Raw genomic sequence first — 15,057 nt, 5'->3', positions numbered from 1 at the left:
AATATTTTTTAATTTTTTTAAACCCCATAATCTTGAATTTTATATTCTAAATAATTCCTCATCAAATTAATATTGCTTGCTTGACATTGGCACTCCGGTTAACTGTGATGCTTCCATGGTCAATGCAAGCAGGTCCTGACGTTCAAGATTTTCTATATCAGTGTTTCCTGCCTGTTGGGTCAAGGATGTCACTTCCTGAGTCATTGCCTCTATATAATTTGCAACTTGCTGACCTTTTCTTATTGGATCCAGTCTTCTTCTGAGCACCCTGTCCTGTGTGGCAATTCCTTTAGGACATATTCCTTCAGAACAGCTTTGGCAGACCTTACATCCTATTGAAATTAATGCTGAGGTTGCAACATACACGGCATCTGCACCTAATGCTATTGCTTTTGCCACATCCGCACCGGACCTTATTCCACCGGCAGCCACAAGACTGACCTCGCTTCTTAAGTTTATCTCCTTGAGTGCATCATCAGCCTTTACAATCGCTTCTATTGTAGGAATACCTGCATGTTCAGTGACGACTTCAGGTCCGGCACCGGTTCCTCCCTGCATACCGTCGACTACAATTATGTCTGCGCCTGCCTTTGCTGCAATCTTTACATCCTGTTCAACCCTACCGGATGCGAATTTCACAATAATCGGTATTTTCCAGTCGGTGATTTCCCTTAATTGGTTGATTTTCATGCCTAAATCCTCAGGCCCGACAATATCCATGTGTCTTGCAGGACTTAATGCTGAGGTTCCTTCCGGAATGTTTCTGACTCTGGCCACCTCAGCGGTCACCTTATGGGAAAGCAAATGTCCGCCCATACCAGATTTTGCACCTTGACCTATCTTTATCTCAACGGCTTCAGCATTGTTCAGGTAACTGGCTGAAACACCGAAACGGCCGGAAGCATACTGTGCAATCAGCTTATCGGCATAATGCCTCTCTTCAGGAAGCATTCCCCCTTCGCCTGTATTGGTTATTGTGCCCACTTTACTGCTTCCAATAGCCAGTGCTATTTTTGCCTCTTTGCTCAGTGCACCGAAAGACATTGCTCCGATCATGATTGGAGTATCGATTTCGATTGGGTTTTCAGCAAACCTGTCCCCAAGCACTACTGAAGTCTTGCAGGTTTCCCTGTATGAATCTATTGGAGGTCTTGAAACCTGTGCAGGCAATATGCTTAAATCATCAAATGTTGGGATTTTCCTGGTCAGTCCACATCCGCGCACTTTATATGCTCCGCTTTGGCTTTTACGTTTGATTTCAACCATTGTTGAATTTGACCAGATTCCTCTGCCTTCATCTACAAGAGGCCTGACATATATTGCATGTGTCGGACACATCTCTTCACATATTTTACATCCTACACAGTTTTCCTGATGAATAGGCAGCGGTTCATCGTTAATTACCTCATATACGTTGTGAGGGCAATTTGAATAGCAGCTGTAACAGTTTTTACATGCTGACTTTTTAGGATTGTCACATAAATACCAGCAGCAGCCAGGCCTATCATTGTTCTGTCTGCATATCTCTATTTTTCTTTCAACAGTGAATGACATCTAATTTACCCCCTCTTTTATATCTTTTAACGGTTTGAACACCGGACAGACGGAATATTTTGTTCCTCCGGATTTTACAACTTCATCAATGTCTTTGGTTATCTTTGCATAAGGCTTCCATGCCAGGTCATCTTTCTTATCAACAATGAGTGCCTCGGTAACGATTTCATTGGTCAACAGATAGTCTAAAAGTGTGGTTACAATGGAACCGTCCTGTCCCTGGCTATGTTTCAATGACCTGACTGTCAGCACTTTAATAAAGTCACCAATCGGTTTTGTATTGTCATTTCTTAAATTTTGAGTTGTAAACGTTCTAGGACAAACTGCAAAGCATGCATGGCAGTCTTGAGGGCATTCGCCTCTCATTATCGGTTTTGTATCATCGATTGTTATCAGATTGTCCGGACATACATATTCACATGCTCCGCAGAGCACACAAGCTCCGATATCAATGATATTTGACTTCAGATCTAAGAAGTTAGACTCTGAGATTTCCTTATTGATTGAATCGTCTGATTTTTGCCTCTGATACAATACCGGCCTAGCAAGAAATTCCTTATTTTCTATATGCTCTAGATTTTTGCTAATTTTGTTTCCTGCAAGTTTATTGAGTAAATTAAATTGAAATTCTGTAAGGTCTTTGGCTTCAATGAATTTTTGTTCTATTGCTCCATTGACTATTTCCTCTCCTTTTTCGGTTCTGATTATCAATGTTGACCAGCCGTCATCTGATCCTATGGAACCTACTGAAATGTCGGATGTTTCTGATGTCAATTCAACGCATATGTTACAGTTTTTTCTGATGATTCTTTTAGCTACTGATAACGGTATTTTCACTGTTTCTTTGGTTTTCAGTAATAAAAATACGAATCCTTTATCAATCTGGAATTTTTCAATGTCATCCATTATCAAATCGTATTCCTCTAAAAGATTTTCAAAGTACTTATATGAAAAATTCTCCATACAAAATAAGCCCAGTTTAACATCAATAGGGCTGTCAGTATAATGTTGCAGTTTGGATGCTGCCATAATTTCACATGGTGTTCCAACCATAGCTATTCTATGTTCACTCATTTTCTTAGCTCCTATTGTATATTAACGATTTTTTTAAAATTCTTATAATCCGCATCACTTAGTTCAAAATCATATTCTGTTAAAATTTCCCTTAGCTCATTTTGATCTTCAGGGGCGGCTTCCTGCATAACAGCATTTTTTCCCAGACTTTTCACTTCTCCAAGAACATAAATGCTTCCTCTCATAATTGATTCGCCAACATCATCGGTTACGTCGCCGAGTATTATGAGTTTACCTCCCATCATGAGCAATCCGGTCATGAATCCGCTGTTTCCGCCAATTATTACGGTTCCGCCCTTCATGATTTCACCGGTTCTTGAACCTGTGCTTCCTTTTACCAATACAGTTCCGCCATAGATTCCCTGTCCTGCACCGTCACCCGCTGTGCCTTCAATGACCAATTCTCCTTCGGTCATGTTGTCTCCGGCAAACCATCCGGCGTTTCCGTTGATATGTATCCTTGGGCCGTTTACCATGGTGCCGACAAAATAACCTGCAGATCCGTTGATTTCTATTTCAACATCTTCAGTTAAGCCTGCACAGATATTGTGTCTGGATTCAGGATTGTTAATGATAATTTTATCATGAGATATGGCCTGTTCTTTTATGGTACGGTTTAATTCTTTCTCATCCATATTTTCTGCATCAATTACATATTCTTTCATGGATAAACCCCCTCATCAGATGGTGTAAGCTCTTGTTTCTCCTGGAGCTATCTGTTCTATTTCATTGGAATCTGTTACATCATGCAATGCCATTTCCTCTGAAGCTATTGCAAAAATTTCATCAGTTTCCACCATTACTCCCGGCCTGAGGCCAAGCTTGTCCTTTGCAATTCCGATTCCGTTGGGAGTTCCGACCAATATTGAAAATGGGCCGTCCAAATCAATTACCGCCTGGTCAAGGGCTTCCTCTAATTTATAACCTTGGTCAAGTTTATCCGCCATATAGTGAACGATGCATTCCGTATCGTTGAATGACTCAAAAGTGTGTCCTTTTCTCTCTAAAGGATCTCTGATTTTCCAGTAATTGGTGATTTGGCCATTGTGCACTACAGTTATGTCTGGTATGATGTAGCTTTGGTATGGGTGTGCATGATAGCGGTCCACACCACTTTCTGTTGCAAAACGAGTATGTCCTATCCCGTGTGTTCCCATTCTGCTTTGAACGTTGAATCTTTCTGCAATGTCCTTTACTTTTCCGGTGTCCTTTATCATTTCAAAGGAATGTGAACCGTTGATTACCCTTACGTTTTCAAGTTCGTCTATCTCTCTTATGCATGGCTGTAAAAGAGAGTACTCGTCCAGTGCTATTTTGCATTTGTATACGTCTGAGTCGCCTACAGACTCTATTAACTGTTCTTCGAATATTGGGCTTATCTGATTTAATAATGATTTTAAATTGTCTAATGCTCCTCTTCTTCTTTGTACTTCGATATTTAATTGATAATAATTTTCAGGGAAATCTAAACTGCCATAGATTGCATAACCTGCTGAATCCGGGCCCCTGTGTTGTAGGGATTCCAACATTGATGTCAATGCCTGGCCTACATTGTGAGTTTTTTTATCTTTGTATATTACACCTGCTATTCCACACATTTTTTTACCTCCAAACAAAATAATAGGTGAATACAACATGTAAGTTAATGACAGATCAAATCAATAACTTAAGTCGAGTTTATTTTAAATCTGATATCTCAGTTTTTCATCATGCTTGAAATATCATGATTTAGATTTCATATGCCTAATGACTGCAATTCTAAAATTACCATATGCCTTAAAAAAAATAATTCTAAAATCTTAAAAACTGTTTAACTTCAATATTTCACTGTTTTCTGATTTCGCTTTAATTCTCAACCTCCAAAAAAATTTAATATCGATTGGCAGCCCATTTAAAGACCAAATTTTAAACAAGACCGCCAATCAATTCAGTGATATTATACGTTTAAGTACTCATCCCTTTCATAATCGAAGACTTGAATTCTATAAGCATCCCATTCAGCCCTTTTGATGTTATAGAATTGATTAAATACTTTTTCTCCAAGAGCGTTTTTAACAACCTCGTCCTCTTCTAATGAATGGTATGCTTCCCATAAGCTTGTTGGTAAATTGCCGATTCCTTTTTGGGCAATTTCATCTTCGGAAAGTGCAAACAGGTTTTCTTCAGTAGGTTCACCAGGATCAATCTTATTGTCCATACCATCTAAACCAGCTTCGAGCAGCACTGCAAATGCAAGGTATGGATTACAGGATGGGTCTGCTGACCTGCATTCGATTCTTGTACCTAATCCACGGGATGCAGGAATCCTTAATAATGTTGACCTGTTTTTGAATCCGTAAGCTATGTAACATGGTGCCTCGTATCCAGGCACTAGACGTTTATAGGAGTTGACTGTTGGGGATAATATTGCTGATAAAGCCGGTGCATGTTTCAGCAATCCTCCAATGAAGTATAATGCTTCCTGGGATATTTGGTTTTCAGTATCCGGATCATAGAAAATGTTTTTTCCGTCTTTAAACAAACTTTGGTTACAGTGCATTCCACTACCGTTGATTCCGAGGAACGGTTTTGGCATGAATGTTGCTTTAAATCCTAAGTTGTTTACTACAGCTTTTACTGCCTCTTTAAAGGTTATTACAGCATCAGCTGTTTTTAAAGCATCAGCATATTTAAAGTCTACCTCGTGCTGTCCTGCAGCCACTTCGTGGTGGCTTACCTCAACATTGAAATCTAATTTTTCCAGACCTAATACGATTTCCCTTCTGATATCAGTACCCTGGTCTAGTGGTTCTACATCAAAATATTCAGCTTCATCTGCAGGTATGTAATTTCCGTCTTCATCTTTTGTTATGATGAAGAATTCCGGTTCTGGACCCATATTGAATTGGTATCCTCTTTTTTCTGCTAATTGTAATGATTTTTTAAGCACTCCTCTTGGATCTCCATCATATGGTTTTCCCTCTGTAGTGAAAATATCACAAATGAATCTGCTGGTACCTTTCACTTCAGGTCTCCATGGAATTGTTGAAAATGTGTCGATATCCGGTTTTGCAAGTAAATCACTATCATTAATTGAAGCTAATCCTGCAATTGAGGATCCGTCAAACAATAATCCATCATTCACGATGTCTTCAACATCGTCGGCTTTTTTAAGAGGTACTGCCATACTTTTTGGTAACCCATGTATGTCTGAGAGCTCTAATTTCAAAAATTTTATGTCGTTTACTTCTATTGTTTTAATTATTTGGTCTAATTTATCATCTCTTTCTGACATTCTTTCACATCAATTTTTGAGTTTATTTTTCATTTAGCTGAATATTTTGAAAGTTGAAAATTTTTTACTAAATGAATTTGATATAATGTATAGTCGGAAATACATTGTCGGAAGGAACATTCCTTCCGATTAATAAATTTAGCAGTATTAATATATAAATATTTTGAATATGCGAAAAAATAAAAACTAAAATAGAAACAGTATTTTCTTAATTATCAGATGACTAATGCAAAACAAATCAAAAAAATCATTTAAATATTGTCAAAAGATGATTAGAAAAAATTAGTGATGAAAAACAAAAAAAATAGATAATTAACTGGAAATATTTCTAAACATTTGACGTGGAATCTAGAGAATCAAATTCAAAATTCAGGAAGGTTCCCTGGCTTTCCCGAGGAATTTGTTTTATGGATGTTGTATTCTTATCCTTAAACATTATTTCAACGGTGTGATTTCCATAGTCAAATGTGACATTACTGTTCTTCTTGAAGTTAAATGAAGTGACAAATTCATCATTGACCTTAATATCATATGTTGAGTTCTTCTTGAATATTCCTGATGAGTAAACAATTGATGTATTGTCTAAAAAGATTTCGTATGTGCATGAATGAACGTCTCTGGAAGAAACTATATACTCTTCATAAACTGTGGAATTCTCATTTTCATAGCTATGGGTCATTACAGTTCCTTCAAACACTTGCTTTAAGCGGGTGTTTTGTATCACATTTCCTTCTTCAAGATTCAAGAAGTTTTTAGCCTCTTTAGGCAATCTTAATATATTAGGTTCGCCGTCCCTCGCATCTTTGATTGTATAGGTGTTTTCATCAATCTGTATCGTATCGTTTTCCTTTACGCCCAATGTCATCATTGCATCGGCCGGCATACGTATTATGTCCAATTCATCTTCAATTGCAATGTCAACAGTGTAAGGGCCCCTTACAGTGATTGCATTGTCCCTTGCTGAATCGTCTGCATAAATAATCAGGTTTCTTGAATTAGGCTCGATTGACAAAACACCATTTTCATAATGTGCCGCTCCGATAAATGTTGAAATCATTAAAAGCAATAAAATGATTGAAATAATGAGCGGAAAATGAATTTTGATAAACGATCTTACAAGGTTTCCCTTAGGGGTCTTTTTAAACATTACGATTGACTTTACGATAACCTTGACAATATAGTAGATTGCAATTATAAGGCCGATTACACCAATCATTATACCGACAGCCAATGGAACAAAGCTTACGAAAAATATTGTAAACAAACCTAGGATAACCAGGGACAACCCCACAATTGACATTCGGATAAAATGACCGATTTCGTCAATCATGATAACACGGCCATACTTGTTTGCACGGCTCATGATAGTCCTTACAACCTCATTTGCCATCAGGTTCAAATCCTCAAGCGGGGACATGTCATGCTCGATTGCACCAATGTCGACCTCAGTTATTGAAATTCCCAACACGTCAGCATCAATAACGATACCCACATCGACACCATAGTCCTTTTCAAAATTAATGCGTTTCAATACATCCTTACGTGCCGCAAACTGACCGCTCAAAGGTTGTTCAAAAGAGATTTCAGGGAAGAAAAAGTTTAGAAGCGGTTTCGCTGTAAGTTCAGTTACACGTCCACTGGCACGTGCGAATTTGGTTTTGGTAATGTCAGTCTTTCCTTCGAGTATCGGCATAATCATCGCCTCAACCTTTTTGGAGGTCAGGTTATGAATGTCCGCATCAATGAAAGCTATAATATCGCATTCCGCTTCCCTGTAACCAGTGAACAACGCTTCACCCTTACCCTTGTTGGTTTCATGGGTGATTACACTAGCTCCGGCCTTCATCGCTTCGGCCTCGGTGTTGTCGGATGATCCGTCATTTACAACGAGTATCTCATCAACGAACGATACCTTCCTGACCACTTCCACAACTTTGGCCACGGTATCCTCTTCGTTGTAGGCGGGAATGATTACAGAAACCTTCTGGTATTTTTTGGGTTTTTGGGTTTTGATGCCCGCCAGCAAAAATGCAATAATTACGAAAAACCAATACAATTAAATTCACCGTTTTTAATTTCTACATTATTATTTTTATAATTTAAATAGTTATAAATGTTATTATTTATTCAAACAAAAAATTATTAATCAATAAGCGATAATATTGAATTAAAAAGAAATATTGAATATAGGTAGTATTTGATGATTGTTAAGACACTTGAAAAGGAATTGAATCTGGCCAACTGGCAAGTTAAAAAGGTAATCAAACTGATTGATGACGGCAATACCATACCCTTCATCGCAAGGTACAGAAAAGATGTGACAGGTTCTCTCAACGATGAAACATTGAGAAAATTTGATGAAAGGCTTAAATACCTGCGAAACCTGGAAGAAAAAAAGGATAAGGTAATGAAAAGGGTTGAAGAGCTAGGAAAGCTTGATGATGATTTGAAAAGCCAAATTTTAAGGGCTGAGACATTGGTGGAACTTGAGGACATATACAGGCCATTCAAAAGCAAAAAGCAAACAAGGGCTACAAAGGCACGTGAAAAAGGCCTGGAGCCACTGGCAAATATCATCTTAAAACAAAAGGTTAAGGAAAGCATCAAAAATATAGCCAAAAAGTATGTCACCGATGAGGTGAAAACCCCTGAAGAGGCGATTCAGGGCGCACAGGACATAATAGCTGAAATCATTTCGGACAATTCCACATTCAGAAAGAAAATCCGTCAAAATACCTTCCACACCGGCCAGATCGAAACAAAAGCCAAAGACAAGGACACCTCCACTGAATATGACATCTACTACAACTATTCAGAAAAAGTCAAAAGGATACCTCCTCACAGGATTCTGGCAATCAACAGGGCGGAAAACGAAGGCATAATCAAAGCAAAAATCACCTGCGACAGCGATGAAATCATAAAATATCTAAACAGGCACATGCTTAAAAACATCTCAAGAATTCCTGAAAAGATAGAATACAACAGATATACGACACCAATCATTAAGGAAGCCGTCAGCGACGCTTATAAACGTCTGATTTCCCCTGCAATTGAACGGGAAATAAGAAATTCATTAACCGAAAAGGCCGAAGAGAAGTCAATAGAGGTGTTTGCAAAAAATCTGAATCAGCTTCTGATGGAAAGTCCGCTAGTCGGCAAGACTATTTTAGGATGGGACCCTGCATTCAGAACAGGATGTAAGCTTGCCATTATTGACAAAACCGGAAAGGTATTGGATACCGCTTTGATTTATCCGACAGCACCTCAGAATAAGGTTAAAGAATCCATAAAAACTGTTCGTGAACTGATTGAAAAATATGACATTAACGTTATTGCAATAGGCAATGGTACGGCCTCAAGAGAGTCTGAAGAGATTGTATCTCAAATTATCAAAAACACAAATGTCGAATACATCATTATCAATGAGGCTGGAGCATCAGTATACTCAGCCTCAAAATTGGCTGATGAGGAATTTCCGGAGTTTTCAGAGGGTGAAAGAAGTGCGGTATCAATCGCAAGAAGGCTGCAGGATCCATTAGCGGAACTTGTTAAAATCGACCCGAAATCAATAGGTGTCGGACAATACCAGCATGACATGAATCAAAAGCGATTGAATGAATCATTGACAGGTGTTGTTGAAAAAGTGGTCAATGAAGTGGGAGTTGACCTGAATACCGCATCAGTAAGTCTCCTGAATTACGTTTCAGGCATTGGAAATACAACCGCTAAAAATATTATCGAATACAGGGATGAGAACGGAAGCTTTAAAAACCGAAAGGAATTATTGAAAGTTAATAAACTCGGTAAAAAGACATTTGAACAATGTGCCGGTTTCATTAAAATTGATAATCCGGATTATCCGCTTGACAATACCACAATTCACCCCGAATCATATGATGCGACCTTAAAATTATTGGATAATCTGAATTACTCCGTTAATGATATAGGAACCTCAAAACTAAAATTAGATAACATCAACATCAAGGAATTGTCTGAAAGACTGGACATCGGCCAAGAAACCCTAAAGGATATCATTAAGGAGCTCAAAAAGCCTGGCCGTGACCCCCGTGAAGACATGCCGAAACCGATGCTGAGAAAGAACGTATTATCGATTGATGATTTGGAAGAAGGCATGATAATGCAGGGAACAGTCCGAAACATTGTTGATTTCGGTGCATTTGTAGATATTGGAGTTCATCAGGACGGACTGGTTCACATTTCACAGTTGGTAGCCGATAGGTTTGTAAAGCACCCCTTGGATATTGTGAGTGTAGGCGACATCGTTGACGTTAAGGTCTTGGATGTTGATAACAGAAGAAATAGGATTAATCTTTCGATGATAATTTAATATATATTAAAATCAATATTTTATAGTGAATATAAAATTTATTTTTAGAAGGGATTTTTAAATGACACCAAAGATAATGATTATTCTTGGAAGTGGATCAGATATTGCCATTGCAAATAAAGCAATGGACATACTGGACAAATTAGAAATACCATACAGTTTAAAAATAGCATCAGCCCACAGGACACCTAATCTTGTTCGTGAAATCGTTACTCAAGGTACTGCTGCTGGAATAGAAGTATTTATTGGAATTGCAGGTTTAGCTGCGCACCTACCGGGTTCAATTGCGGCATATACGTACAGACCCGTCATTGGAGTTCCGGTTGATGTGAAAACAGGAGGTGTCGATGCTTTACAGTCAATCATTCAAATGCCTTACCCGTCCCCTATAGCTACCGTTGGAATTGACAGGGGAGATAACGCCGCAATTCTCGCTGCACAATTCATTGGACTTCATGATGACGAAATACATCAGAAGGTAATAAAATTAAGAAAGGATTATGCTCAAAAGGTAATTGACAGTAATGAAAACCTTGTCCAGCCGATTCACAGGCCATTCATCAGAAATGACTTCATAAAAGTCAAAGACATTGAAATAAATAAAGTTCAAGCAGATGAAGAGAATGGAGGATGCAAAAACAAGGATGCTGAAGTGGCAATCATTGTTGGAAGGCAAAATGACGTATTGACAGCCAAAAAAATTACCAAACTTCTTGACAGACTCAAAATTACATATGACATGAAAGTAGTCTGTCCAATCAGATCAAACAAAAAATTCATAGATTATGTCAAGTCCATGAAAAACGCCAAGATTTTCATCGGAGTCAGCTCCAACTCATCACAGGTTACAGGAGGACTAGTCGGCCTTACAGCAAGACCTGTAATTGGAGTTCCATGTACCAATGAAAACGGCGATGACTACATGCTTACAACTGTCAGCATGCCACCGGGAGTTCCCGTTGCAACTGTCGGCATAAACAACGGAAAGAATGCCGCAGTATTGGCAGGTGAAATATTTTCAATCAGAAATCCGGAAATGGTGGACATTCTTGAGAAATTAAAGGATAAAAAAATAAGCTTATAGTGATAACATGAACCTTAAAGACGAAAACATTATAGAAATTGCAGATGAGCTTTCAACTGAATATGAAATCTCAAAAGTATTAAGAGAATATCCTAAGGACACCGTTATTGTTAAGAACGTGAAAGGATATGACATGCCAGTTGTAACCGGAATCTGCAATACCCGTGACAAGATTGCAAAATCAATCAACTGTGAAGTGTCAGAGATTACCGAAAAAATCATTGATGCGATGGAAAATCCGGTTGAAGTTACAAAATTCACTGATTTTTCAGATTATGATAATTTAGATGTTGATTTAGGAAAAATTCCTATTTTAACACATTATAAGAGAGATGGTGGAGCATACATTACCGCCGGTGTCGTGTTTGCACGTGACCCTAAAACAGGCATCCAGAACGCTTCAATCCACAGGATGATGGTGCTTGACGATAAAAGACTGGTCATCAGAATCGTGCCAAGAAACCTTTACACCTACTTCCAAAATGCACAAGCAGCTGGTGAAGATTTACAAATTGCAATAGCTATCGGAATGGACCCTGCAATATTGCTTGCAAGTACCACTTCAATACCTATCGACTACAATGAGATGGAAGTGGCCAATGCATTTAAAAATGGGGAACTCGAATTGATAAAATGCGGCGATTTGGAAGTTCCACAGGCAGACATTATTCTTGAAGGTAAGATTTCAGTGACTGAAACCGTTGCCGAAGGGCCGTTCGTTGACCTGACTGACACTTACGACATTATCCGTGACCAGCCAATCATAAACCTTGAAAAGATGCACATCAAAAAGGAAAATCCATGCTATCATGCAATCGTTCCTGCAGGATTTGAACATAAATTGTTGCAAGGCCTTCCTCAAGAGCCAAGGATTTACAAGGCAGTTAAAAATGCTGTTCCTACAGTTGAAAATGTCGTTCTGAGTGAAGGAGGCTGCTGCTGGCTGCATGCAGTTGTATCAATCAACAAGCAGACCGAAGGTGACGGTAAGAATGCAATCATGGCTGCACTATCCGCACACCCTTCACTAAAACACTGTGTTGCAGTGGATACCGATGTCAACATATTTGATGCCGAAGATGTGGAATATGCAATAGCTACACGTGTGAAAGGTGACCGTGACATCATGATTGTTCCAAATGTCCGTGGATCATCATTAGACCCTGTGGCTGAAAGTGACGGCACAACCACTAAAATCGGAGTTGACGCAACCAAGTCACTTAAAACATTGGAAAAATTCGAAAGAGTTAGTTTTGGCGAATAAACTAACTTTTAATTTACTTTTTTTAAAATTTTTTAAGTGCAGATTCTTAATTCATTTATCTAAGTTATTTTTTACTTAAGAATTCGATTAGAAAAGTAGCTATTAATTATATAACTACTATTTTCAAGATATTATTAAAATTTGAAAATTTAACAATTTTTTTTAAAAAAAAAGCATTTTAATAAAAGTAGGGTTGAATTAAAACCCTAACAATTATTAAAAATTGGAACCAAAAAATGAATTCCATACAAACCGATGTTTAATACTTATTTTTCTTAATATTTAAAATTTTATAATTTATATAATAGTAATACTTTATATATATAAAGTAATAATAATATTACACTGGAACAGATATAAAATACACAACCAAAAATTTTATCCTCCTAAAGGAGGTGAAGTGATGGTGGAAATGCTTGTTGACTGCATTATCTTTTTAGCAGCAACATATATTTCTAGCAAAATCTAGTTAGAAATTAAAAAAAGCATTTTCTGATTAAAATTTGAAATTAATCAAAATGAGAGGTTATAGTTTTCAAGTTGAGTTTTCGAAAAAAAGAAGCGTTGAAGCGGAATTTTAATTTGTGACATACTTTTTGTGAAATGGATATGATAATCAGAGTGGATTACCATCCACCAACCATCACTCTAAATATTTCCCAAATACACGTTCTTAATGCCCTTATCATGGGCAATATCACGAGCCTTAAACAGGATTTCAGGTCTTGTCGGTGAAATATCATTCATCCTATAATATGGAAATGCCCTTGAGAAATGAAGCGGCACATCCACTCCCAATTCACCAGCAACAAAATCACATAACTGATTAATCTCATCGACAGAATCATTATGTCCATTGATTATTAAATTGGTTATTTCCAAGTGCTTGCCTTCATCATAAACCCTTTTTATATTGTCCAAGACCACATCCAAATCTGCACCACATATCTTCTTATAGAAATCCTTTGACATGCTTTTGAGGTCAATGTTGAATGCGTCCACAAATCCCAAAACCTCATTCAGTGACTTGTCTGAAAAATAGCCGTTGGTGACATAGATTACCTTCAGGTCTTTTTGCCTTGCAAGCAAAGAGGTTTTCTTGGAGAAAGGTAAGTGTATCGTAGGTTCATTATAGGTCCAAGCAATTGACTTGCAATTGTATCTAAGTGCATTTTCCACAATCTCCTCTGGTGTTATTTTAACACCCCTTGAATTTTTGTCATATTCATGTGATATCATATAGTTCTGACAATGCAGACATGTCATGTTACACCCGAAACCGCCGATTGAGTATGTAAATGTCCCTGGTAAAAAATGATTCAAAGGCTTTTTTTCAACCGGATCGGGATTAAGTGATGAAACGATACCGTATGACTCATCAAACAACTCGCCATTTATGTTTTTATGCTGCTTGCAAACTCCTGTACTGCCATCGGCAATCTTACAGTAGTTTGCGCAGATTTCACATCTGATCTTTTGTGTCTTGGAACTCTTTTTGTATAAATCGCTACTCACTAACATAATGCTCATAGCCTTTGTTTTCTATTCTTTCAACATAGCCGTTTTCCAGGGTAAGTTCAACAACATCCGAATCGGTAACCTCACCGATTACAATGCAGTCAATCGGCAACTTTTCAAGATTCTCCTTGGAAATAGTGAATAATAGCTCAAAATCCTCGCCGACATGCAATATCAAATCCAGATAATCAAGGCCCAATTCGCCGGCCAGGTTTTTATACTCATCAGAAACCTTTAACATGTCCTCATAAATCATAAAGCCGAAACCGTCCCTTTTAATCTCATATAACTCGCTTGCAAGCCCATCAGTAATGTCAGTGGCTGAAGTTGCATAATCCTTCAGGATTAAACCCTCCTTAAGCCTTGCTTCCGGTTTTAAGGCATGCTTTACATATACATTATCAAAAGTGTCCATTTCAAATCCCAATGCGGCAAGACCGATATTTCCGGTAATTGCTATCAAATCGCCCTTTTGATAAGTGTCTTTCATCAATGGCTTATCTGTCAGGCCCAATGCGGTGCCGGTGATTATTATTTCCGATGCCTCATTGGTGTCTCCGCCAATCAGTGGAATTGAATAATAGCTACAAGCATTAAGGACTCCGTGTATAATTTCCTTAAAATATTCCAATTCCATGTCTTTTGGAATCGCTATTGCAAGCAGAAATCCTATCGGTTCCGCTCCCATTGCCGCAAGGTCGCTCACATTGACTGTGACTGCCTTAAATCCCATGTCAAAATAGGACATGTTTCCCGGAAAGTGTCTTGACTGAATCAGCATGTCACATGTTGAAATAAGATTTGTATTGTTAAAATCAGTTATTGCGGTATCATCGGGTGTGATGTCCCTGGAATGGGATATGATATTCCTGACCAATTCCTTTTCGCCGATGTCTGAGACTTTTAATGTCATGAATATTAGTATAAATTTTAAATTAAAT

At 38.0% G+C, this 15,057-nt stretch carries 11 protein-coding genes; 3 read left to right on the top strand and 8 right to left on the bottom strand.

Annotated elements, in window-relative coordinates; genetic code table 11:
• Positions 1-66 precede the first annotated feature (66 nt).
• The 6 genes from E7Z79_RS01680 to E7Z79_RS01655 all read right to left on the bottom strand — a co-directional run bounded on the left by E7Z79_RS01680 (position 67) and on the right by E7Z79_RS01655 (position 7,958).
• Entirely contained in the window at positions 67-1,554 is a 1,488-nt protein-coding gene (locus E7Z79_RS01680; protein WP_303738248.1) for a glutamate synthase-related protein, read from the bottom strand.
• Complete coding sequence (locus E7Z79_RS01675) at positions 1,555-2,628, bottom strand: Coenzyme F420 hydrogenase/dehydrogenase, beta subunit C-terminal domain (protein WP_303738247.1); 1,074 nt, start codon at positions 2,626-2,628, stop codon at positions 1,555-1,557.
• A gap of 11 nt (positions 2,629-2,639) precedes the next feature.
• Positions 2,640-3,293: a tributyrin esterase gene (locus tag E7Z79_RS01670; RefSeq protein WP_303738246.1), complete on the bottom strand. Its 654-nt coding sequence runs from the start codon at positions 3,291-3,293 to the stop codon at positions 2,640-2,642.
• Positions 3,294-3,308: 15 nt separating this feature from the next.
• Positions 3,309-4,226, bottom strand: a complete 918-nt coding sequence (locus tag E7Z79_RS01665) for a glutamine amidotransferase (RefSeq protein WP_303738245.1) — start codon at positions 4,224-4,226, stop codon at positions 3,309-3,311.
• A 338-nt stretch (positions 4,227-4,564) separates the two neighbouring features.
• On the bottom strand, positions 4,565-5,902 hold the full coding sequence (gene glnA / locus E7Z79_RS01660; protein WP_303738244.1) for a type I glutamate--ammonia ligase: 1,338 nt from the start codon (positions 5,900-5,902) through the stop codon (positions 4,565-4,567).
• A 328-nt stretch (positions 5,903-6,230) separates the two neighbouring features.
• On the bottom strand, positions 6,231-7,958 hold the full coding sequence (locus tag E7Z79_RS01655) for a glycosyltransferase (RefSeq protein WP_303738243.1): 1,728 nt from the start codon (positions 7,956-7,958) through the stop codon (positions 6,231-6,233).
• 144 nt (positions 7,959-8,102) lie between these two features.
• Here E7Z79_RS01655 and E7Z79_RS01650 point away from each other — a divergent pair, with 144 nt between their 5' ends.
• The 3 genes from E7Z79_RS01650 to E7Z79_RS01640 all read left to right on the top strand — a co-directional run bounded on the left by E7Z79_RS01650 (position 8,103) and on the right by E7Z79_RS01640 (position 12,598).
• The gene (locus E7Z79_RS01650; protein WP_303738242.1) at positions 8,103-10,250 is read left to right on the top strand and encodes a Tex family protein; all 2,148 of its coding nucleotides are present in this window, start codon (positions 8,103-8,105) and stop codon (positions 10,248-10,250) included.
• Positions 10,251-10,311: 61 nt separating this feature from the next.
• Positions 10,312-11,334 (top strand): 5-(carboxyamino)imidazole ribonucleotide mutase, encoded by a 1,023-nt coding sequence (gene purE, locus E7Z79_RS01645; protein WP_303738241.1) that lies wholly within the window; start codon positions 10,312-10,314, stop codon positions 11,332-11,334.
• 7 nt (positions 11,335-11,341) lie between these two features.
• Positions 11,342-12,598 carry a UbiD family decarboxylase gene (locus E7Z79_RS01640; RefSeq protein ID WP_303738240.1) on the top strand — a complete coding sequence of 419 codons (1,257 nt, stop codon included), beginning with the start codon at positions 11,342-11,344 and terminating at the stop codon, positions 12,596-12,598.
• Between the two features lie 648 nt (positions 12,599-13,246).
• Here the strand turns inward: E7Z79_RS01640 and amrS are convergent.
• Both amrS and thiL read right to left on the bottom strand, forming a co-directional pair.
• On the bottom strand, positions 13,247-14,119 hold the full coding sequence (amrS, locus tag E7Z79_RS01635) for an AmmeMemoRadiSam system radical SAM enzyme (protein WP_303738239.1): 873 nt from the start codon (positions 14,117-14,119) through the stop codon (positions 13,247-13,249).
• Entirely contained in the window at positions 14,106-15,029 is a 924-nt protein-coding gene (gene thiL / locus E7Z79_RS01630; RefSeq protein ID WP_303738238.1) for a thiamine-phosphate kinase, read from the bottom strand. The genes amrS and thiL overlap by 14 nt, the downstream gene beginning before the upstream one ends.
• Positions 15,030-15,057: the final 28 nt, after the last annotated feature.

The organism is Methanobrevibacter thaueri (assembly GCF_015062905.1).
Lineage (GTDB): Archaea > Methanobacteriota > Methanobacteria > Methanobacteriales > Methanobacteriaceae > Methanocatella > Methanocatella thaueri_A.
Note: the sequence above shows the minus strand (reverse complement) of the source record. Positions and strands in the feature narration are given on the sequence as shown.